The 20,180-nt window shown below is 71.2% G+C and carries 17 protein-coding genes; 10 read left to right on the forward strand and 7 right to left on the reverse strand.

What is annotated here, in order from left to right:
• Positions 1-29: 29 nt before the first annotated feature.
• On the reverse strand, positions 30-1,046 hold the full coding sequence (locus ACF06X_RS15195) for a 4-hydroxy-3-methylbut-2-enyl diphosphate reductase (RefSeq protein WP_392287746.1): 1,017 nt from the start codon (positions 1,044-1,046) through the stop codon (positions 30-32).
• Positions 1,047-1,128: 82 nt separating this feature from the next.
• On the opposite strand from ACF06X_RS15195, the gene ACF06X_RS15200 reads away from it, so the two are divergent.
• From ACF06X_RS15200 to ACF06X_RS15215, 4 genes are all read left to right on the forward strand, one after another.
• The gene (locus ACF06X_RS15200) at positions 1,129-2,472 is read left to right on the forward strand and encodes an APC family permease (protein ID WP_392287747.1); all 1,344 of its coding nucleotides are present in this window, start codon (positions 1,129-1,131) and stop codon (positions 2,470-2,472) included.
• 140 nt (positions 2,473-2,612) lie between these two features.
• Positions 2,613-3,833, forward strand: coding sequence for an exodeoxyribonuclease VII large subunit (gene xseA, locus ACF06X_RS15205; RefSeq protein WP_392287748.1), 1,221 nt, complete (start codon positions 2,613-2,615; stop codon positions 3,831-3,833).
• Between the two features lie 10 nt (positions 3,834-3,843).
• Positions 3,844-4,077 (forward strand): exodeoxyribonuclease VII small subunit, encoded by a 234-nt coding sequence (locus ACF06X_RS15210; RefSeq protein WP_392287749.1) that lies wholly within the window; start codon positions 3,844-3,846, stop codon positions 4,075-4,077.
• A gap of 128 nt (positions 4,078-4,205) precedes the next feature.
• Positions 4,206-4,796 (forward strand): malonic semialdehyde reductase, encoded by a 591-nt coding sequence (locus tag ACF06X_RS15215; RefSeq protein ID WP_392287750.1) that lies wholly within the window; start codon positions 4,206-4,208, stop codon positions 4,794-4,796.
• Between the two features lie 107 nt (positions 4,797-4,903).
• Here ACF06X_RS15215 and ACF06X_RS15220 read toward each other — a convergent pair whose 3' ends face one another.
• Positions 4,904-5,431 (reverse strand): DUF4245 domain-containing protein, encoded by a 528-nt coding sequence (locus tag ACF06X_RS15220; protein WP_392287751.1) that lies wholly within the window; start codon positions 5,429-5,431, stop codon positions 4,904-4,906.
• Between the two features lie 127 nt (positions 5,432-5,558).
• On the opposite strand from ACF06X_RS15220, the gene glpX reads away from it, so the two are divergent.
• Positions 5,559-6,590 (forward strand): class II fructose-bisphosphatase, encoded by a 1,032-nt coding sequence (glpX, locus tag ACF06X_RS15225; protein WP_158989935.1) that lies wholly within the window; start codon positions 5,559-5,561, stop codon positions 6,588-6,590.
• A 130-nt stretch (positions 6,591-6,720) separates the two neighbouring features.
• Here glpX and ACF06X_RS15230 read toward each other — a convergent pair whose 3' ends face one another.
• Positions 6,721-7,092: a WhiB family transcriptional regulator gene (locus ACF06X_RS15230; protein WP_392287752.1), complete on the reverse strand. Its 372-nt coding sequence runs from the start codon at positions 7,090-7,092 to the stop codon at positions 6,721-6,723.
• A 174-nt stretch (positions 7,093-7,266) separates the two neighbouring features.
• The gene (locus ACF06X_RS15235) at positions 7,267-7,980 is read right to left on the reverse strand and encodes a DUF1707 domain-containing protein (protein WP_392287753.1); all 714 of its coding nucleotides are present in this window, start codon (positions 7,978-7,980) and stop codon (positions 7,267-7,269) included.
• 216 nt (positions 7,981-8,196) lie between these two features.
• Between ACF06X_RS15235 and ACF06X_RS15240 the strand changes: the two genes are divergently transcribed.
• Complete coding sequence (locus tag ACF06X_RS15240) at positions 8,197-9,864, forward strand: fumarate hydratase (RefSeq protein ID WP_392287754.1); 1,668 nt, start codon at positions 8,197-8,199, stop codon at positions 9,862-9,864.
• A gap of 87 nt (positions 9,865-9,951) precedes the next feature.
• Here the strand turns inward: ACF06X_RS15240 and ACF06X_RS15245 are convergent, their stop codons facing one another.
• Positions 9,952-10,476, reverse strand: coding sequence for a hypothetical protein (locus ACF06X_RS15245; protein WP_392287755.1), 525 nt, complete (start codon positions 10,474-10,476; stop codon positions 9,952-9,954).
• 173 nt (positions 10,477-10,649) lie between these two features.
• On the opposite strand from ACF06X_RS15245, the gene ACF06X_RS15250 reads away from it, so the two are divergent.
• The gene (locus ACF06X_RS15250) at positions 10,650-11,273 is read left to right on the forward strand and encodes a lipoprotein (protein WP_392287756.1); all 624 of its coding nucleotides are present in this window, start codon (positions 10,650-10,652) and stop codon (positions 11,271-11,273) included.
• 91 nt (positions 11,274-11,364) lie between these two features.
• Here the strand turns inward: ACF06X_RS15250 and ACF06X_RS15255 are convergent, their stop codons facing one another.
• The gene (locus ACF06X_RS15255) at positions 11,365-12,897 is read right to left on the reverse strand and encodes a ricin-type beta-trefoil lectin domain protein (RefSeq protein ID WP_392287757.1); all 1,533 of its coding nucleotides are present in this window, start codon (positions 12,895-12,897) and stop codon (positions 11,365-11,367) included.
• A gap of 124 nt (positions 12,898-13,021) precedes the next feature.
• On the opposite strand from ACF06X_RS15255, the gene ACF06X_RS15260 reads away from it, so the two are divergent.
• The 3 genes from ACF06X_RS15260 (at position 13,022) to ACF06X_RS15270 (ending at position 17,711) form a co-directional block, all read left to right on the forward strand.
• Positions 13,022-14,449: a class II fumarate hydratase gene (locus ACF06X_RS15260; protein WP_392288411.1), complete on the forward strand. Its 1,428-nt coding sequence runs from the start codon at positions 13,022-13,024 to the stop codon at positions 14,447-14,449.
• A gap of 44 nt (positions 14,450-14,493) precedes the next feature.
• Positions 14,494-15,159 carry a DUF402 domain-containing protein gene (locus ACF06X_RS15265; protein ID WP_392287758.1) on the forward strand — a complete coding sequence of 222 codons (666 nt, stop codon included), beginning with the start codon at positions 14,494-14,496 and terminating at the stop codon, positions 15,157-15,159.
• Between the two features lie 290 nt (positions 15,160-15,449).
• Positions 15,450-17,711 carry a SpoIIE family protein phosphatase gene (locus ACF06X_RS15270; protein WP_392287759.1) on the forward strand — a complete coding sequence of 754 codons (2,262 nt, stop codon included), beginning with the start codon at positions 15,450-15,452 and terminating at the stop codon, positions 17,709-17,711.
• A 71-nt stretch (positions 17,712-17,782) separates the two neighbouring features.
• Here ACF06X_RS15270 and ACF06X_RS15275 read toward each other — a convergent pair whose 3' ends face one another.
• A complete protein-coding gene (locus ACF06X_RS15275) occupies positions 17,783-19,975 on the reverse strand; it encodes a transglycosylase domain-containing protein (protein WP_392287760.1) in 2,193 nt (730 codons plus the stop codon).
• Positions 19,976-20,180 lie beyond the last annotated feature (205 nt).

A 20,180-nucleotide genomic window follows, 5' to 3' on the forward strand; every position in this document is an offset into this window, starting at 1 on the left:
AAACGCCGCCCCGGCGCGATCACTCGCGATCACTCCTCCAGGAGAGCCGCCGCCTCCGCGCGCAGGTCCTTGTTGCGGAGCTCCTTGGGGAGCGAGAACGTCAGCGACTCGTCGGCGGTCTTCACGATCTCCACGTCTCCGTAGCCGCGCTCGGCGAGCCAGGCGAGGACCTCTTCGACCAGGACGTCCGGGACCGAGGCGCCCGAGGAGAGGCCGACGGTCGTGACGCCCTCCAGCCAGGCCTCGTCGATCTCGCTCGCGAAGTCGACGAGGTACGCGGCCGGCACGCCGGCCTGCTTGGCGACCTCGACCATGCGGATCGAGTTCGAGGAGTTCTTCGAGCCGACGACGATCACCAGCTCGGCCTGGCCGGCGAGCTCCTTGATGGCCAGCTGGCGGTTCTGGGTGGCGTAACAGATGTCGCTGGACGGCGGCGAGATGAGCTGCGGGAACTTCTCCTGCAGCGCGTCCACCGTCTCCATGGTCTCGTCGACCGAGAGCGTCGTCTGGGAGAGCCAGACGACCTTGGAGGGGTCGCGGACCTCGACCTTGGCCACGTCCTCCGGGCCGTCGACGAGCTGGATGTGGTCGGGGGCCTCGCCGGAGGTGCCGATGACCTCTTCGTGGCCCTCGTGGCCGATCAGCAGGATGTCGAAGTCCGCCTCGGCGTACCGGACGGCTTCCTTGTGCACCTTGGTGACCAGCGGGCAGGTCGCGTCGATGGTCGCGAGACGGCCCTGCCGGGCCTCCTCGTGGACGGTGGGGGCCACGCCGTGCGCGGAGAACATCACGATGTTGCCCGGCGGCACCTCGGTCGCCTGGTCGACGAAGATGGCGCCCTTCCGCTCCAGGGTCTGGACGACGTACTTGTTGTGCACGATCTCGTGGCGGACGTAGATCGGCGCGCCGTACTGCTCCAGCGCCTTCTCCACGGCGATCACGGCACGGTCCACGCCCGCGCAGTAGCCACGGGGAGCGGCGAGCAGGACACGCTTCGGACGGTGGGTCGCGGGCGTCGACGCGGGCGTAGCAGTCATGCGTCCCATCGTAAGGCCGCCCCGTGGCGGGCCCGGCCCACGGCCGCGTCGGTCATCCGGATGATCGACGGCGTGGCCGAGACTGGTGCGCATGGCGGACGAAGCACAGGTGGCGCAGCACACCGGACTGCGACGGAATCTCGGCTTCCGCGACCTTGTGGTGTACGGGCTGCTCTTCATCGCCCCCATGGCCCCGGTCGGCGTCTTCGGCACCCTCGACGCGAAGTCGGGCGGCGCGGTGGCGCTGGTGTACGTCGTCGCCACGGTCGCCATGGCGTTCACCGCGTACAGCTACGCGCAGATGGTGCGGGTCGCCCCGCTGGCGGGCTCCGTCTTCACCTACGCCCGCAAGGGGCTCGGCGAGGGGCCCGGGTTCATCGCCGGCTGGATGGCGATGCTCGACTACATGCTCATCCCGGCCGTCGCGTACCTCTTCTCGGGCATCGCGATGGAGGCGCTGGTCCCCGGGGTGGACCGGTGGGTGTGGACGGGGATCGCGGTGGTGATCACCACCCTGCTCAATCTGTGGGGCGTACGGGCGGCTGCGCGGGTCGGCTTCGCGGTGCTCGCGATGGAGATCGCGGTGCTGCTGGTCTTCGTGGTCTCGGCGGTGGTCGTTCTCGTACGCGACGGGGCGCGGCGCGACTGGTGGTCGCCGCTGACCGGTGACGCCTCGTTCTCGACGGCGGCCGTGGTGGGCGCGGTGTCGGTGGCCGTGCTCTCCTACCTCGGCTTCGACGCGATCGCCTCCTTCGCGGAGGAGGTCACCGGGGGTTCCCAGAAGGTGGCGCGGGCGGTGCTGTTCTGTCTGGCGCTCGCGGGGGTGCTGTTCGTGGCCCAGACGTATCTGGTGGCGCTCCTGGAGCCGTTGTCGTCGGCGGAGCTCGCGGCCGAGCCCGCGAAGCAGGGTTCGGCGTTCTACGACGCGGTGGACGCGTCGGTGGGGACCTGGCTGCACGATCTGGTGGCGGCGTCGAAGGCGATCGGCGCGGCCTTCGCCGCGCTGGCGGGGCAGGCGGCCGCGGGCCGGCTGCTCTTCGCCATGGCCAGGGAGCGGCGGCTGCCGCGTCTGCTGGCGCGTACGGACTCGGGTGTTCCGCGGCTCGCGCTGCTGCTCGCGGCCGCGCTGACGATGGTGGCGGCGGTATGGGCGGCGCAGCGGGACGACGGCCTCGACCACCTGGTGTCGGTGGTCGACATCGGGGCGCTGACGGCGTTCGTGATGCTGCACGCGAGCGTGGTGGGGTGGTTCGCGGTACGGCGGATGGAGGGGCAGCCGCACTGGTTGCGCCATGTGGTGCTGCCGGTGGTGGGGGCGGCGATCCTGGTGGCGGTGATCGTCGAGGCGGCGACGTCGGCACAGGTGGTGGGCGTGGTGTGGCTGGGCGTGGGCCTGGTGGTCCTCGCGGTGCAGGGCACGACCAGGCGGGTGTAGGGCTGGGGACGGGGACAGGAGTTGGCGGGGGCCCGGCGCCCTGGCGGACATGGCCGGGCGCCCTGGTGGACGGGGTCGGGCGCCCTGGTGGACGGGGTCGGGCGCCCTCCGTTGTCGGAGAGGGCCACTACGCTCGGCGCATGGCTCTGACTACGTCCGCTGAAGCGCCGCTGCCCGTCGGTGAGGTCTCCCGGCTGATCGGGGGGTGGATCGACCGGCTCGGGGCCGTGTGGGTCGAGGGGCAGATCACGCAGTTGTCGCGGCGGCCCGGTGCCGGGGTCGTGTTCCTGACGCTGCGGGACCCCTCGTACGACATCTCCATCGGCGTCACCTGCTACCGCCAGGTCTTCGACGCCGTCGCCGACATCGTCTCCGAGGGCGCCCGGGTCGTCGTGCACGCCAAGCCCGAGTGGTACGCCCCGCGCGGGCAGTTGTCCCTGCGCGCGGTGGAGATCAAGCCGGTCGGCATCGGCGAGCTGCTCGCCCGCCTGGAACAGCTGAAGCGGAGCCTCGGCGCCGAAGGGCTCTTCGCGCTCGACCGGAAGAAGCCGCTGCCCTTCCTGCCCCAGCTCGTCGGCCTCGTCGTCGGCCGCGCCTCCGCCGCCGAGCGGGACGTCCTGGAGAACGCGCGGCGCCGCTGGCCCGCCGTCCGGTTCGAGGTGCGCAACGTCGCCGTGCAGGGCGTGAAGGCGGTGCCGCAGGTCGTCCAGGCCGTGAAGGAGCTGGACGCGCACGACGGGGTGGACGTGATCATCGTGGCCCGGGGCGGCGGCAGCGTGGAGGACCTGCTGCCGTTCTCGGACGAGCAGCTGATCCGCGCGGTCGCCGACTGCCGTACGCCGGTGGTCTCCGCGATCGGCCACGAACCCGACGCTCCCCTCCTGGACCTGGTCGCCGACCTGCGGGCCTCCACGCCGACGGACGCCGCCAAGAAGGTCGTACCGGACGTCGGGGAGGAGCTGGACCGGGTGCAGGCCCTGCGGGACCGGGCGCTGCGGACCGTGCGGGGGCTGATCGACCGGGAGGAGCGGGGGCTCGCGCACGCGCTCGCGCGCCCGGTCATGGAGCATCCGCAGCGGATGGTGGAGCTGCGCGAGGAGGAGATCGACGCGCTCCTGGCGCGCAGCCGCCGGACCCTGGGACACCTGCTCGACCGGGCCGACTCGGAGCTGTCGCACACCCGGGCGCGGGTGCGGGCGCTGTCGCCTGCCGCGACGATGGAGCGCGGGTACGCCGTGCTGCAGCGGGCGGACGGGTCGGTGGTGCGTTCTCCGGACGAGGTCGCGGTCGACGAGGAGCTGCGGGCCCGGGTCGCGGCGGGCGAGTTCACGGTGCGGCGCGTTGTCGGACCCGGCGCATAGGGTGGTTTCCATGGCAGCCACCACGGAAGAGGCGCTCGGGTACGAGCAGGCACGCGACGAACTGATCGAGGTCGTTCGACGCCTGGAGACGGGCGGTACGACGCTGGAGGAGTCGCTCGCGCTCTGGGAGCGCGGGGAGGAGCTGGCCAAGGTGTGCCGGCGTTGGCTGGAAGGCGCCCGGGCCCGGCTCGACGCCGCGCTCTCGACGGCCGAGACCGAGTCGGCGGCGGACGAGAGCGAGTAGCGCGCGCACCCTCTCGCGACCTGTGAAGCGGATCACTATCCGCATAGTTTAGTTGAAAATTAACCAATCGCCGCCGTACGGTGAGGGCATCGCTTGACCCCCTTGTGCAGTCCGGAAGGTACGACAGCATGTCCCTCGCCCTTGACCCCGCCGCCCAGGACCTCCTCTTCCGTGAGGCCCGCACCGCCAACACGTTCACCGACGAGCCGGTGACCGACGAGCAGGTGCAGGCGATCTACGACCTGGTGAAGTTCGGCCCCACCGCCTTCAACCAGACGCCGCTGCGGATCACGCTGGTCCGCTCCGCCGAGGCGCGCGAGCGCCTGGTCAAGCACATGGCCGAGGGCAACCGGCCGAAGACCGCCGCCGCCCCGCTGGTGGCGATCCTCTCCGCCGACAACGAGTTCCACGAGGAGCTCCCGGCGCTGCTCCCGCACTTCCCGCAGGCCAAGGACATGTTCTTCGCCGAGCGTCCGGTCCGCGAGGGCTCCGCCCTGGTGAACGCCGCCCTCCAGGCCGCCTACTTCATCATCGGCGTCCGCGCCGCCGGCCTCGCCGCCGGTCCGATGACCGGCCTCGACTTCGCCGGCCTCCAGAAGGAGTTCCTGGACGACGACCACACCCCGCTCATGGTCGTCAACATCGGCAAGCCCGGCGAGGACGCCTGGTTCCCCCGCTCCCCGCGCCTGGCCTACGACGAGGTCGTCACCACCGTCTGAGCCGCGACTCGTCCGAGCCGCGACGCGACAAGACCCCCGCGCACCTCTGGTGCCGGGGGCCTTCCCGTATCCGCTCCGCACTGCCCTGCGCGTCGCATCAGGTCGCGTCAGGTCGCCTTCCGCGCCTTCAGCGAGGCGGCCATCTCCGCCAGCCGCTCGAACGAGGCCGTCCCCGTCACCACGGTCGTCGCCCCGCCCTCGGTGCGCACCAGGGCGTCGTACTTCGGGCCCTCCCAGCGCTGCCAGACCTGGCCCGCGACCGTCTGGGTCTTCCCGGAGTTCTCGGCCTGCTGCGTGACGTCGGGGACGTACTCCTTGGGCTCCGCCGTCGACTGGTGGATCGCCACGTACTGCGTGTCCGGGGAGAGGAAGCCCAGGTGCCAGGCGTTGGCGTTCTCGCGCTTGTACGAGACCACCGTCGCCTTCCAGCCCTCGCCGAGCCCCTCGGGGGCCAGCACCGGGTACGGCGCCGCCCGCTGGGCCGTCAGGAGCTCGATCCGGTAGTCCTTGACCTTCACCGGGTCCGCGTCCTCGTCGTGCGGGATGAAGAGATACATCACGCCCGCGGCGACCATGATCGCCGCCAGGGACTGGAACATCCCGCGTACCGTCTGCCTGCCTCGCATACCTGCCACGCACACCATGGTCGCATCATGGTGATGTGCTCATACGTGGGCCCCTCTGCTCAATTTGTCGACGTGCCGATAGAGTCGCAGCACCCTCTTCACTTCCGGCCGTCGCCGTACAGAAAGGTGCGCTCCGATGACCGAGCATCACTTGCCGTCCGAGCTCGAGGTCTCCCCCGAGGCCCCCGACCGCAACCTCGCCCTGGAACTGGTGCGCGTCACCGAGGCCGCCGCCATGGCCGCCGGCCGCTGGGTCGGCCGCGGGGACAAGATCGGCGCGGACGGCGCGGCGGTCAACGCCATGCGAACCCTCGTCTCCACCGTCTCGATGAACGGCGTCGTCGTCATCGGCGAGGGCGAGAAGGACGAAGCCCCCATGCTCTACAACGGGGAGCGGATCGGCGACGGCACCGGCGCCGAGGTGGACATCGCCGTGGACCCGATCGACGGCACCACGCTCAACGCCAAGGGCATGCCGAACGCGATCGCCGTCCTGGCCGCCGCCGACCGCGGCACCATGTTCGACCCGTCCGCGGTCTTCTACATGGACAAGCTGGTCACCGGCCCCGAGGCCGCCGACTTCGTCGACATCAACGCCCCCGTCTCGGTCAACATCCGCCGGGTCGCCAAGGCCAAGAACATGTCGCCCGAGGACGTCACGGTCGTCATCCTGGACCGCCCCCGCCACGAGGGGATCGTCAAGGAGATCCGCGAGACGGGCGCCCGGATCAAGTTCATCTCGGACGGCGACGTGGCCGGCTCGATCATGGCCGTGCGCGAGGGGACCGGCGTCGACCTGCTCCTCGGCATCGGCGGGACGCCCGAGGGCATCATCTCGGCCTGTGCCATCAAGTGCCTGGGCGGTGTCATCCAGGGCAAGCTGTGGCCGAAGGACGACGCGGAGCGCCAGAAGGCGCTCGACGCGGGCCACGATCTGGACCGGGTGCTGTCCACGAACGACCTGGTCAGCGGGGAGAACGTCTTCTTCGTCGCCACCGGCATCACGGACGGCGAGCTGCTGCGCGGCGTTCGCTACCGCTCGGAGACCGCGACCACCTCGTCGCTGGTGATGCGCTCGAAGTCCGGCACGATCCGCCAGATCGACTCGACGCACCGGCTCTCGAAGCTGCGCGCCTACAGCAAGATCGACTTCGACCGGGCGAAGTAGCCGGCGCACGAAGGGCCCGCACGGAGCGGGTCCACGACCGCACCGGTCCACGAAGAGGGGCGCCCCCATGTGCGGTGGGGGCGCCCCTTCCCGTACGGGTGGAGGGTAGCCGTCGGTCCGGGCCGCGGGCTCAGCCCGCCGCGGCGATCCGGTCCGTGGTCGACGCCTTCTTGAGCTCCACCTCGCGCCGCCGGCGGCGGGCGAGCACGACACGGCGCTCGGCCGCGGTGAGCCCGCCCCACACTCCGTACGGCTCCGGCTGGAGCAGCGCGTGCTCCCGGCACTCGACCATCACGGGGCACCGGGCGCAGACCCGTTTCGCGGCTTCCTCACGGGAGAGCCGGGCGGCGGTCGGCTCCTTGGAGGGGGCGAAGAACAGCCCGGCCTCGTCCCGGCGGCACACCGCCTCCGAGTGCCAGGGGCCGCCCTCGTCGTCCCGTGCGGGGGCACGCTGAGGAGGGACGGCGGCGACCTGGCGGGGCTGATGCGGCAGTTGCAGCACGGTCTACTCCTGACGACGGCTTCGCGAGCGAGAGACGATGCACCAGCCCTACCCGCTGTGCGCGCGCCTATGCACTGCGTGCCGTCGAGTTACCGGAGTGCGGAGCCTCAGCGGCGGATTCCGGTCACCCCCGCGACACGGGTTTCACAGCGCCCCCGCGCCCCGTCGAACCGGTCAGTGGCCGAGGTGCTTGCGCAGCTGGTTCTGGAGGTCGGTGATCCACTTCCCGCGCTTGGGCCTGGCCTCGACGTTGCCGAAGACGGAGTAGCCGTTGATCACGACCAGCGGAGCCTGCGGGTCGGCGGCCTCCATCGCCACGACCTCGAAGTTGCCGAAGATCCCCGTGCCGTTGCCGCGCAGGCTGATGTTCTCCGGGACCCGCACCTCGACGTTGCCGAAGATCGAGGTGGCGTTGATGGTGGTGAGCCGCTGGGCGAAGAGGGCCTCGGTGAGGTCGATCTCGATGTTGCCGAAGAGGGAGAAGGCGTTGGTCCTGCGGCTCACGCGCCAGCGGCCCTTTCGGGTGGTGCTGGAGAAGACGGCGACCAGGTTGTCGGCCGGGCCGGAGGTGTCCTCGGGGCCGTACGCGTAGGCCGGGTCGGGCGCCTGGCGCGGCCGGGTGCCGGCCGGGAGGTCCCGGACGATCGGCTCCAGCTCGCCCACCGTCTTGGCGCGGTAGACCGCGTCGATCCGCTCCGAGTGCTCCTCCGCGTCGATCCGCCCCTCGGCCAGGGCGTCCCTGAGGATGTCCGCGATCCGGTCCCGGTCGGCGTCCGAGGCCCGCAGGGAGTCGCCCGGCGCGCCGGGCGCGGGGGCCGGCCCGGCGGGCGCGACGGGAGCGGGCTCGGCGGGGGCGACCGGCTTCTGGGGCTGCTTTTCGAGGTCCACGACCTCAGCGTAGCGAAACGCGATAGATCGCGACTAGGGGGCGCGACCGAACCGACCGGCCGCGCGATTCCCCGGAAAACCACTCGCCCGATCGTCCAGAAACCGGTCGCAAGTGAGCCTTACCTCACAGGAACCCCGCCGGTGCGGCGTCTTACGCTGGTGGACGCGCTGCCAATGGAGGCCGTGCCGCTGTCTGCCGAGTGAGGAATGGCCGAAATGCCAGAGTTTGCGTACTCCGATCTGCTCCCCCTGGGAGAGGACACCACGCCCTACCGCCTGGTGACCGCAGAGGGTGTCTCCACCTTCGAGGCCGACGGCCGTACGTTCCTCAAGGTCGAGCCGGAGGCGCTGCGCCGGCTCGCCGCCGAGGCGATCCACGACATCCAGCACTACCTGCGCCCGGCGCACCTGGCCCAGCTGCGCCGGATCATCGACGACCCCGAGGCGTCGAGCAACGACAAGTTCGTCGCGCTCGACCTGCTCAAGAACGCGAACATCGCCGCCGCGGGCGTCCTGCCCATGTGCCAGGACACCGGCACCGCGATCGTCATGGGCAAGCGCGGACAGCACGTCCTCACCGAAGGTGAGGACGAGAAGGCCCTGTCGCACGGCATCTACGACGCGTACACCAAGCTGAACCTGCGGTACTCGCAGATGGCCCCGCTGACCATGTGGGAGGAGAAGAACACCGGCTCGAACCTGCCCGCGCAGATCGAGCTGTACGCGACCGACGGCGGCGCGTACAAGTTCCTCTTCATGGCCAAGGGCGGCGGCTCGGCCAACAAGTCCTTCCTCTACCAGGAGACGAAGGCCGTGCTCAACGAGGCGAGCATGATGAAGTTCCTGGAGGAGAAGATCCGCTCGCTCGGCACGGCCGCCTGCCCGCCGTACCACCTGGCGATCGTCGTCGGCGGCACGTCGGCCGAGTTCGCGCTGAAGACCGCGAAGTACGCCTCCGCGCACTACCTCGACGAGCTGCCGGCCGAGGGCTCCGAGCTCGGCCACGGCTTCCGGGACAAGGAGCTGGAGGAGAAGGTCTTCGAGCTGACGCAGAAGATCGGCATCGGCGCGCAGTTCGGCGGCAAGTACTTCTGCCACGACGTCCGCGTCGTGCGCCTGCCCCGCCACGGCGCCTCGCTGCCCGTCGCCATCGCCGTGTCCTGCTCGGCGGACCGTCAGGCCGTCGCGAAGATCACCGCCGAGGGCGTCTTCCTGGAGCAGCTGGAGACCGACCCGGCGCGCTTCCTGCCGGAGACCACGGACGAGCACCTCTCCACGGACGGCGACGTCGTCACGATCGACCTGAACCAGCCGATGGACGAGATCCTCGCCGAGCTGACGAAGTACCCGGTCAAGACGCGTCTCTCGCTGACCGGTCCGCTGGTCGTGGCCCGGGACATCGCGCACGCCAAGATCAAGGAGCGGCTGGACGCGGGCGAGGAGATGCCGCAGTACCTGAAGGACCACCCGGTGTACTACGCCGGTCCGGCGAAGACCCCCGAGGGGTACGCCTCCGGTTCCTTCGGTCCGACGACGGCCGGCCGCATGGACTCGTACGTCGAGCAGTTCCAGGCCGCGGGCGGCTCCAAGGTCATGCTGGCCAAGGGCAACCGCTCCAAGCAGGTCACGGACGCCTGCGGCAGCCACGGCGGCTTCTACCTGGGCTCCATCGGCGGCCCGGCGGCGCGTCTGGCGCAGGACTGCATCAAGAAGGTCGAGGTCGTCGAGTACGAGGAGCTCGGCATGGAGGCGGTCTGGAAGATCGAGGTCGAGGACTTCCCGGCGTTCATCGTCGTGGACGACAAGGGCAACGACTTCTTCCAGAACCCGGCCCCCGAGCCCACCTTCACCCACATCCCGGTCCGCGGTCCCGGCCTCGGCTGACCCCCCTCGGCTGACCCCGTTCCGCGCGCACGACGACACCGCGCGCACATCGGAGGGGCCCCGGTCCGGGGCCCCTCCGACCCGCGTTCAGTTGGTGATGCGGAACTCCAGGCGCTCGTGGTCCCCGTCGGGGGTCGAGCGGATGAAGCCGCGCGCGTCCTTGAAGTCGCCCGTCCCGCCGGTGATGGCGATGTCGAACGCGGCCGGCTGCTGGCCCGTCGGGGTGAACGCCATCAGCGCCTGGCCCGTCAGCTGTCCGGCGGGCTCGCCGGTCAGGACGAAGGTGCCCACGCAGAGCAGGTCACCGCCCGCCGTCCCGGCGCGCACGACCGTGCAGGTCACACCGTCGCGGCCGGCCTTCTCCCCGCCCTTGGCGCGGTAGAGGTCGCCGGCGAAGCTGAAGTCGTCCCCGACCTCGGGTGGCTGGTCGGTCTGACCGCTCTCGCCGGACGGAACCTCTTTGGCGAAGAGGGTGAAGACGGTCTCCGCGGCGGGAGCGGCGGGGGCCGCCGGTGCCGCGGGGGCGGCCGAAGCGGGAAAGGGGCCGCTGAGAGCGACGGCTGCGGCCACACAGGCGCCGAGCGCGCCGGTTCTCCTGAGACTGCGGGGCATGTCCTGCCTCCTGGGCGTGGGACTGACGTGGGAATGGCGTGGAACTCCCCCCCTCGGTAACCCCTCCGGAGCTTCTTCATTGTCCGACGGCCGCCCGCGCCCCGCTCGACGACCGGTCCCTTCGGGCGACGCACCGGAGGGGGAGCCAGGTGGCCCTGGATACGCTGACGCGCATGAGACATCACATACGGGTACGGACCCTCGCGCCGGCCCTCGCCGCGCTCGCGGCGGCCGTGCCGCTGGTCGGCTGCGCCGCCGATCCGGAGCCGCTGCGGGTGGCCGAGGACTCCGCCCCGAGGCCGACCGCGGCTCCGAAGGCCTCCCTCGGCGGACCCGGGACCGCCTGCGTGCTGCCGGTCTCCTTCGACCTCGCCGCGCAGTGGAAGCCGAAGGCCGTCCGGGCCACCGACGACGAGGTCTTCGCCGCGCTCGGCAAGCAGGGCCCGGCGACGATGGTCTGCGAGATCGACGCGAAGCCGGCCGGGAACATCGGCTATCTGCGGGTCTGGAGCGCGGGTGAGGGCGCGGCCCGTACGGCGCTCGAAGGGTTCGTGAAGGCCGAGAAGGACACCTCGAAGGTCGTCTACAAAGACACGAAGGCGGGGGCGCTCCCCGCCACCGAGGTGACGTACACGGTCTACAACGAGATCATGGAGGAGTCCAAGGAGGAGCGGGCGTTCGCCGTCTCCACCCCGAAGGGGACCGTGATCGTCCACCTCGGCGGGCTCGACACGCAGGAGCACCGGGAGATGCTCCCGGCGTACGAACTGGCCCGCGACAGCGTCAAGGCGCTCTGAGCCGGGGCGAGCAGAACAGAGCTCAGCCGAACCGAGCCGACCGTGGCCCCCGCCCCGCACCGGGCGGGGGCCACGGTCGACGCCTGTGCGGCTAGACGAACCGCTGGTTCGCCGAGCCGTCGCAGCTCTGGAGCCGCAGCGGCTCCTTCGCCGCCGCCTGCGTCAGACAGAGCCCCGTCGCGGCCGCCGGCCGGATCGTGGCCCCGTCACGGACGAACCGCTGGTTCGCCGCGCCCGAGCAGTTCCAGACGATCACCGCCGTACCCGCCTGGTAGCGGGCGCCCGGGACGTCCAGGCAGCGGTCCTGGGTGAGCTCCGTGTGGAAGGTCCGGCGCGTGGAGTCGTACCACCAGCCCTGGTTGCGCCCGCCGTGGCAGTCCCAGCCGACCACGCCGGTGCCGTTCTTCGAGGAGGACGCCTCGACGTCCGCGCAGTTGCCGGTCGCGCCGTTCTTCAGCGGCTTGTAGACGTCGTCCCAGGCGTACGGGAAGAGGGTCGGCTTCCCGGAGGAGTCGACGTCCGCGCAACTGGCCTCCCGCAGGCCGGAGCCGTAGATCTGGGTGAGGCAGGAGGCGAAGGCGGCGTGGCCGCGCGCGTTGGGGTGGAAGGACTGCCGGACGGAGTTCTCGTCCGGGGTGCCGGGCTTGGAGAGGTCGATGTAGAGACCGCGGGCCCAGGGGTCCTCCATGCAGACCTCGTGGCCGTGGAAGAGCCGCGAGTTGTCGAGGTACACGGCGCCGGTGCCGGCGGCGGCCTTGCGCATGCCGCGTTCGAAGGCCGGGACGGCGGTGTTACGGCCCCACACGGTGTCGGAGTCGTACCCGAGTCCGCCGCAGGAGAGCTTGCCGGGGAAGTTCGGGTTGTCGTGGAAGTCCGGGCCGATCGGGCTCGGGTAGCCCATCAGGACCAGCTTGTAGTCGCCGTCGGCGTAACCGGCGTCGCGCATCACGGTCTTCAGGTCGCGCACGGTCTGCTCGACCTTGGGGACGAGCGCGTCGACGCGGGCCTGCCAGCCGGGGGCGTACTTCGGCTCGCAGGGGCCCTGGAGGGTGAGGTAACGGGTGACGCAGTCGGTCATGACGGGACCGAACTGCAGGTCGTCGTTGGCTCCGGCGACGAGCAGCACCATCTTGATGCGGGTGTTGCGGGCCTTGATGGCGAGGTTGTCGCTCTGGACGAGCTCATCGGCGTACTGCTTCGAGCCGCCGATCCTGATGTTGCCGCTGTAGGCGCCGGAACAGGACACGTTGAACGTGAGGTCCGCGGGGATCCCGGTGCGGTGGATGGCGGCTTCGGGCGAGCGGTGGCACCAGTTGGTGGGACCGTTGGTGGGCGGCTCGTAGGTGCCGACGCCCTCGCCCGAGATCTCGCTGTCGCCGAGCGAGATGAGGCCGGTCTTTCGCTCGGCGAGCGGCCGCTCGGCCGGGTCGCCGTAGATCTTGGTGGCCTCGGCGGCGCGGATGGCCTCCAGCTCGGGCGAGAGCGGTACGGATGCGGCCGTACGGGGGCCGGTCGCGGTGTCAGCCGCACCGGCGGGTGCCGCGGCTGTCATGGTTCCCAAGGCCGCGGCGGCTGCGGCCGTGGCCGCGATCGTCCAGCGGAATCTGCGCCTGGTGCGCCTCATTGCGCCTCCTGGAGGTGGGGTTACCCACGGTTTTTACTGGCCGGTACGCGCCTTGGGAATACACGGAACAAGACAAGTGCTCAACTTTTGCGGGAGGTTGACGAGGATGAGGGACATGAGCGACATGAGCGACACCAATGACGACCACGGCGACCACGGCGACCACGGCTACCGGATCGAGCACGACTCCATGGGAGAGGTGCGGGTCCCCGCCCACGCCAAGTGGCGCGCCCAGACCCAGCGGGCGGTGCTGAACTTCCCCGTGTCCGGACAGCGCCTGGAGCGCAGCCACATCGAGGCCCTCGCCCGGATCAAGGCCGCAGCCGCCAAGGTCAACGCCTCCCTCGGCGTCATCGACCAGGACCTCGCGGACGCCGTCGTGGCCGCCGCCGCCGAGGTCGCCGACGGCCGCTGGGACGAGCACTTCCCGGTCGACGTCTTCCAGACCGGCTCCGGCACCTCGTCCAACATGAACATGAACGAGGTCCTCGCCACCCTCGCCACCGAGCGGCTCCCCGGCGGCCGGGAGGTCCACCCCAACGACCATGTGAACGCCTCGCAGTCGTCCAACGACGTCTTCCCGTCCTCCATCCACATCGCCGCCACCGCCGCCGTCCTCCACGACCTGATCCCCGCCCTCGACCATCTGGCGGCCTCGCTGGAGCGGAAATCGGCCGAATTCGCGGACGTGGTGAAGTCGGGCCGTACGCATCTGATGGACGCCACGCCCGTGACCCTGGGTCAGGAGTTCGGGGGCTACGCGGCCCAGGTCCGGTACGGCATCGAGCGGCTGCGCGCCTCGCTGCCCCGACTCGCCGAACTCCCCCTGGGCGGTACGGCGGTGGGCACCGGGATCAACACCCCGCCCGGCTTCTCCGCCGCGGTCATCGACGAGATCGCCGAAGCGACCGGCCTGCCGCTCACCGAGGCACGCGACCACTTCGAGGCGCAGGGCGCGCGTGACGGCCTGGTGGAGGCGTCCGGCCAGCTCAGGACCATCGCCGTCTCGCTGACGAAGATCTCCAACGATCTGCGCTGGATGGCGAGCGGCCCGCGCACCGGTCTGGCCGAAATCAATCTCCCCGACCTCCAGCCCGGCTCCTCGATCATGCCGGGGAAGGTCAATCCGGTCATCCCGGAGGCGGTCCTGATGGTGGCGGCGCAGGTGACCGGGAACGACACCACGGTGGCGGTGGCGGGCGCGGCGGGGAACTTCGAGCTCAACGTGATGCTGCCGGTGATCGCCAAGAACCTGCTGGAGTCCGTACGGCTGCTGTCCAACGCCTCCCGGCTCCTCGCGGACCGCACGGTCGACGGGATCACCGCCAACGTCGAACGGGCCAGGGAGTACGCCGAGTCCTCACCGTCCGTCGTCACACCGCTGAACAAGTACATCGGCTACGAGGAGGCGGCCAAGGTCGCCAAGAAGTCCCTGGCCGAGCGGAAGACGATCCGCGAGGTGGTACTGGAGTCCGGCTACGTCGAGCGCGGCGACCTGACGGTGGAGCAGCTCGACGAGGCCCTCGACGTGCTGCGTATGACTCATCCGTGACCTGTGCCGCAGCGTTCGCGGGGGTGCGCCCCTAAGATCTGCGCATGACAGGATCGGGCGGCCCTCAGCACTGGGCGCCAGGGGAGCACATCCTCTGGCGCTACCGCGGCAACGGCTCCGGCGACGTGCACATCTGCCGGCCGGTGACCGTCGTCCAGGACACGGACGAGCTGCTGGCCGTCTGGATGGCGCCGGGCACCGAGTGCGTCCGCCCGGTGCTCGCCGACGGGACTCCCGTGCACGAGGAGCCGCTCGCCACCCGTTACACCGCCCCGCGCACGACGGCGCGTTCGCGCTGGTTCGGCACGGGCGTGCTGAAGCTGGCCCGGCCGGGGGAGCCCTGGTCGGTCTGGCTGTTCTGGGAGCGTGGCTGGCGCTTCCGCAGCTGGTACGTGAACCTCGAGGAGCCGCGGACCCGGTGGGCCGGCGGGATCGACTCGGAGGACCACTTCCTCGACATCTCCGTCTATCCCGACCGCAGCTGGCTGTGGCGGGACGAGGACGAGTTCGCGCAGGCGCAGCGGGCCGGGCTGATGGACGCGGCGCAGGCCGCGCGGGTACGGGCCGCGGGGAGCGCGGCGGTCGAGGTGATCCGGGCGTGGGGCGCGCCGTTCTCGGACGGGTGGGAGGACTGGCGGCCCGATCCGGGGTGGAGCGTGCCGGAGCTGCCGACCGACTGGGATCGCACCCCGGCGCACACGGCACCGTGAGACCCTTGATGCGCCCCCGGGGTGCAAACGTAGGATCGTCCTCCGCAAGACGATGATCCACTGAGTGAGCCGTCAACCACTGAGCGCAGCACAGGACCTGACCGCAAGTCATTCATGAGGGGGAGAGCAGTGCCGGACGTGTGCCCGGGTGTGCCGACCCCTGTCGTAGCCGCTGCTCGCGAGGCATTCGGATCCACCGCTCGCCCGGGGTTTATCCCCGGTGAAGGCGCGGCATCGGCGAGAAGAGCGAGTGCATCGCACCACCGGCCCGGACGGACGGAATCCCACGCGTGACGGAGCATCCCACCTCCCACGAAGGCCGCCAGCCTCCTGCTGCCCGGCCGCAGGAGCGCGCCCGGCCCCGCCAGGAGGCGGCCGGCGCGGGCGCGCCGGTGCCGGTGCCGGGTCAGCCCGGCCCGTCCGCCGGCCGCTCCCGCGCGCTCGCACACGGCGGCCCGACCCCCGACCACGGCCACGACTCCCCGGCCAGACCCACCTCCGACGGGTCCCGTGCCGCCGCAGGGGCGGGAGCCGACGCCCGCGACTCGGCCGCGCCCGGTGCCGATCCCGGCCACTCGGCCGCCGTCGCCCCGGGTGCCGAGGCCCGGCAGTCGGCCGGCGTCGGTGACGATGCGGGCCGCGAGGGACACGCCGCCGCAGGGGCGGGGGCCGACGCTCCCCACTCGGCCGCCCCCGAGGCGGGAGCCGAGACGCGCCGCGCCGCCGCCACGCCCGGTGGTGATTCCGGCCGCGAGTGGGCCGTGCTGCCGGCGCAGGGTGGGCCGCCGGTCGCGGCGGTGGCCGTGGCGCAGGCAGGCGGTGGGGCGGCGGCACAGGCCGCCGCGCCGGACGGGCTCGCCGCGCGGCACGAGGGGGACCGGCTCCGGTTCGTGGGGGCGGCGACCCGGCGGATCGCGCGCGGGATAGACCTGGACGAGATCGTGCTCGGCCTGTGCCGGGCCACGGTGCCGACCTTCTCCGACGCGATCCTGGTCTATCTGCGCGACCCGCTTCCGGTGGGCGACGAGCGGCCGGTCGCGCCGTTCGTGCTGCGGCTGCGCCGCACCGACCGGCTGCGTTTAACGGACCTGGAGGGCGAGGAGCTGGTGCTCGTCCCCGACCCGGACCCGACCCCGGCGGCCGAGCTGTGCGAGGTCCGCTCCGGCGGAGCGCTCGCCGAGGTGCTGCGCGGGGTGCGGCCGGTCTTCGGCGACTCCGCCGCCGCCCGGGCCGCGCTGCCCGAGCTGCTCGGCGGGGACCATCCGGTCCCCGGCGGCCATCGGGCGATCCTCGCCCCGCTGCGCGGCCGGCGCCGGGTGATCGGCGCCGCCGTCTTCCTGCGCCGCCCGGAGCGGCCCGGCTTCGAGCCCAACGACCTGCTCGTCGCCGCCCAGCTGGCGACGCACACCGCGCTCGGCATCGACAAGGCCGTGCTGTACGGACGGGAGGCGTACATCGCCGACGAGTTGCAGCGCACGATGCTGCCGGACTCGCTGCCGCAGCCGACCGGCGTCCGTCTGGCGTCCCGTTATCTGCCGGCCGCCGAGACGGCCCGGGTCGGCGGCGACTGGTACGACGCGATCCCGCTGCCCGGCAGCCGGGTCGCGCTGGTCGTCGGCGACGTGATGGGGCACTCCATGACCTCGGCCGCGATCATGGGCCAGCTGCGCACCACGGCGCAGACCCTGGCCGGTCTCGACCTGCCGCCGCAGGAGGTGCTGCACCACCTGGACGAGCAGGCCCAGCGGCTCGGCCAGGACCGGATGGCGACCTGCCTGTACGCGGTGTACGACCCGGTCTCGCACCGGATCACCATCGCCAACGCCGGCCATCCGCCGCCGATACTGCTCCACCTCGGCGGCCGGGCGGAGGTGCTTCGGGTCCCACCGGGGGCGCCGATCGGCGTGGGCGGGGTCGACTTCGAGGCGGTCGAGCTGGACGCCCCGGCCGGGGCCACGCTGCTGCTCTACACCGACGGTCTGGTCGAGTCCCGGCTGCGGGACGTGTGGACCGGGATCGAGCAGCTGCGGGAGCGCCTGGCGGCGACGGCCCAGCTGACCGGCCCGGACCACTCCCCTCCCCTGGAGGCGCTCTGCGACGACGTCCTGGACATGCTCGGGCCGGGCGACCGGGACGACGACATCGCGCTGCTCGCGGCCCGGTTCGACGGGATCGCGCCGAGCGACGTGGCGTACTGGTTCCTGGAGCCGGAGGACGCGGCCCCGGGCCGGGCGCGACGCCTCGCCCGGCGGGCGCTGGCCCGCTGGGACCTGGAGGAGCTGTCGGACTCGGTCGAGCTGTTGATCAGCGAGGTCGTCACGAACGCGGTGCGGTACGCGGAGCGGCCGGTGACGCTGCGGCTGCTGCGGACCGATGTGCTGCGCTGCGAGGTCGGCGACGACTCCCCGCAGCTGCCCCGGCAGCGGCGGGCGCGGGACACGGACGAGGGCGGCCGGGGGCTCTTCCTGGTGAACCGGCTGGCCAGGCGGTGGGGGGCGACGCGGCTCTCCGGCGGCAAGGTGGTCTGGTTCGAGCTGCCGACACGGACCTGAGGCGGACCGGAAGGCCAGGACTGCCAGGTACGGCGAAGGCCGGGCCCTTCCGGGCCCGGCCTTCGCCGTCGTCACTGTTCGTCCCGCTCGCCCTCGCCGACGACCGGCGGTTCGACCGGCGGGCCTGTCGGCTCCGTCGGATCGGTGGTCTCCGTCGGCTGCGGCGGGATGGTGATCGTGCCCGTCGGCTGCGGCGGCGTGGTGGTCGTCGGCGTCGGCGGGGGCGTCGGGTCGGGCGACGACCCGGTGGGGGTGGCGGGCGGTGTCGGGTCCGGGGACTCGGTCGTCGTCCCGGTCGGGGTCGGGGCGTCCGGATCGGTGACGGCCGAGCCGTCGGTCTCCAGGTCGAACCGCGCGTCCGAGCCGCCGCCGAGCGCGCTGGTGGTGTAGGCGCCCCAGATCTGCGCCGGGGTGCGGCCGCCGTTGGCGCGCCCCGGGTTGATGGTGTCGGTGAGGGTGGTCTGGCCGCCCTTGACCTCCTCGCCGAACAGGCCGACGGCGGTGACCAGCTCGGGCGTGTAACCGACGAACCAGGCGGACCGGTTGTTCTCCGAGGTGCCGGTCTTGCCGGCCGCGTCGTAGTCGCCCGCGGCCCTGAAGCCGGAGCCGCTGCGGACGACGCCCTGCATGGCCTTGGTGGTGGTGTCGGCGGCCTCGCGGCTGATCACCTGCTCGCCGATCGACTTCACCGGCTCGACCTTGCGGTCCTTGTGCTCGGCGGACTTCACGATGGTCGGGGTGACCTTCACACCGTGGTTGTCGAGCGTGGCGTAGACGCCGGCCATGTCCCAGGTGGAGGCGCCCATGACACCGAGCGACATCGAGGGGGTCTCGCCGAAGTCCTCGCCGTCCTTCATGCCGAGGTCGAGGGCGGTCTTCTTCACGTTGCCCGGGCCGACGTCCACGATCATCTGCGCGTAGACGGAGTTGATCGAGCTGTTGGTGGCCTTCTGGACGGTGACGGGGCCGTAGCTCCGGTTGTCCTCGTTCTCCGGGTTGAACGGAACGTCGCTGCCCTCGACGGGTCGCTTGCTGGTGCCGTCGTAGATCGTGCCGAGGCCGATCCTGCGGCCGTCCTGGGTCTTCGCGCCGTTCTCCAGGGCGGAGGCGAGGACGATCGGCTTGAAGGTCGAGGCGGGCTGGTAGTCGCGACGGGTGGCGTTGGACGTCCAGTGTTCGGTGGCGCCTATGCCGCCGTACAGCGCGAGGACCTTGCCGGTCCTGGGGTCGACCGAGGTGGCGCCGGCCTGCACGGTCGCGTCCTTCTTGTCGCCCTTGCGGTCGAGCTTGGCCTCCAGCTGCCGGTCGACGGCCTTGACGAGGGCGTTCTGCTTCTTCTCGTCGATGTTGAGGGTGATCGTCCAGCCGCCGGCCTTGATGTCCTCCTCGCGCAGGCCCTGGCGCATCAGCTCCTGGTTGGCGGCCTCGACGAGGTAGCCCCGCTGGCCTTCCATGCCGGGGGCGGCCTTGGGCTTCTGCGGGACGGGGAAGGTGAGCCCGGCGCGCTCGGCCGGGTCGAGCCAGCCCTCCTCGACCATGTTGTCGAGGGTGTAGTTCCAGCGCTCCTCGACGAGCTTGCGCCCGGTCGGGGAGGCGACGGCCCAGTCGTACTGGTTGGGGGCCTGGAGCAGGGAGGCGAGGTAGGCGCCCTGGGCGACGTTCAGCTTGGAGGCGTCGATGCCGTAGTACGACTGCGCGGCGGCCTGTATGCCGTAGGCGCTGCGGCCGTAGTAGCTGGTGTTGATGTAGCCGGCGAGGATCTCGCTCTTCGACGAACGCTGGTCGACCTTGAGCGCGATCACCATTTCCTTGAGCTTGCGGGTGACCGTCTGGTCCTGGTCCAGGTAGTAGTTCTTGACGTACTGCTGGGTGATGGTCGAACCACCCTGCTTGCCCTTGCCGGTGATGGTGTTCAGCGCGCCGCGGGCGGTGCCCTTGATGTCGACGCCGTTGTCCTTGTAGAAGGTCTTGTTCTCGGCGGCGACGAAGGCGTCCTGGACGTCCCTGGGGATCTTCTCCAGGCCGACGATCTCCCGGTTGATCTCGCCGGTACGGGCGAGGATCTTGCCGTTCGCGTACTTGTAGACGTTGCTCTGCATGGTCGCCTGAGCGTTGGCCGTGGGCACCGGGACCATCAGGTAGATCGCGTAGAAGGCTCCCATGACGAGCAGGCAGCCGACGAAGAACGTGCCCAGGAGTTTCTTCCAGGTGAAGAGTCGGCGTATCCGCCCGCCCTTCTTCTCCCGTCGTTCCGTTCGGCCCATGTCTTCCGTCGCTCCACTCGTCGTCGAATCAGCTCAGCAAGCTAACACCGCCCTTGTAGACAAAGGGCGATCGATCCGGCTTTTCCGGACGTGAGAATCAGCACCCGCTCCTATGGAACCGACGCTCCACAGGGCGTGATGGTTGTGCGAGACCGGTCACAGTCCGTCCGTACGAGGAGTGAACCGCGAACCGGACAGCTATACA

The organism is Streptomyces sp. NPDC015346, assembly GCF_043078785.1.
In the GTDB taxonomy this organism is placed as follows: Bacteria; Actinomycetota; Actinomycetes; order Streptomycetales; family Streptomycetaceae; genus Streptomyces.

Coding starts and splice junctions, on each gene's coding strand:
- ACF06X_RS15195 (WP_392287746.1), bottom strand. CDS start 1,046: ATGGGACGCATGACTGCTACGCCCGCGTCGACGCCCGCGACCCACCGT.
- ACF06X_RS15200 (WP_392287747.1), top strand. CDS start 1,129: ATGGCGGACGAAGCACAGGTGGCGCAGCACACCGGACTGCGACGGAAT.
- xseA (WP_392287748.1), top strand. CDS start 2,613: ATGGCTCTGACTACGTCCGCTGAAGCGCCGCTGCCCGTCGGTGAGGTC.
- ACF06X_RS15210 (WP_392287749.1), top strand. CDS start 3,844: ATGGCAGCCACCACGGAAGAGGCGCTCGGGTACGAGCAGGCACGCGAC.
- ACF06X_RS15215 (WP_392287750.1), top strand. CDS start 4,206: ATGTCCCTCGCCCTTGACCCCGCCGCCCAGGACCTCCTCTTCCGTGAG.
- glpX (WP_158989935.1), top strand. CDS start 5,559: ATGACCGAGCATCACTTGCCGTCCGAGCTCGAGGTCTCCCCCGAGGCC.
- ACF06X_RS15240 (WP_392287754.1), top strand. CDS start 8,197: ATGCCAGAGTTTGCGTACTCCGATCTGCTCCCCCTGGGAGAGGACACC.
- ACF06X_RS15245 (WP_392287755.1), bottom strand. CDS start 10,476: ATGCCCCGCAGTCTCAGGAGAACCGGCGCGCTCGGCGCCTGTGTGGCC.
- ACF06X_RS15250 (WP_392287756.1), top strand. CDS start 10,650: ATGAGACATCACATACGGGTACGGACCCTCGCGCCGGCCCTCGCCGCG.
- ACF06X_RS15255 (WP_392287757.1), bottom strand. CDS start 12,897: ATGAGGCGCACCAGGCGCAGATTCCGCTGGACGATCGCGGCCACGGCC.
- ACF06X_RS15260 (WP_392288411.1), top strand. CDS start 13,022: ATGAGCGACACCAATGACGACCACGGCGACCACGGCGACCACGGCTAC.
- ACF06X_RS15265 (WP_392287758.1), top strand. CDS start 14,494: ATGACAGGATCGGGCGGCCCTCAGCACTGGGCGCCAGGGGAGCACATC.
- ACF06X_RS15275 (WP_392287760.1), bottom strand. CDS start 19,975: ATGGGCCGAACGGAACGACGGGAGAAGAAGGGCGGGCGGATACGCCGA.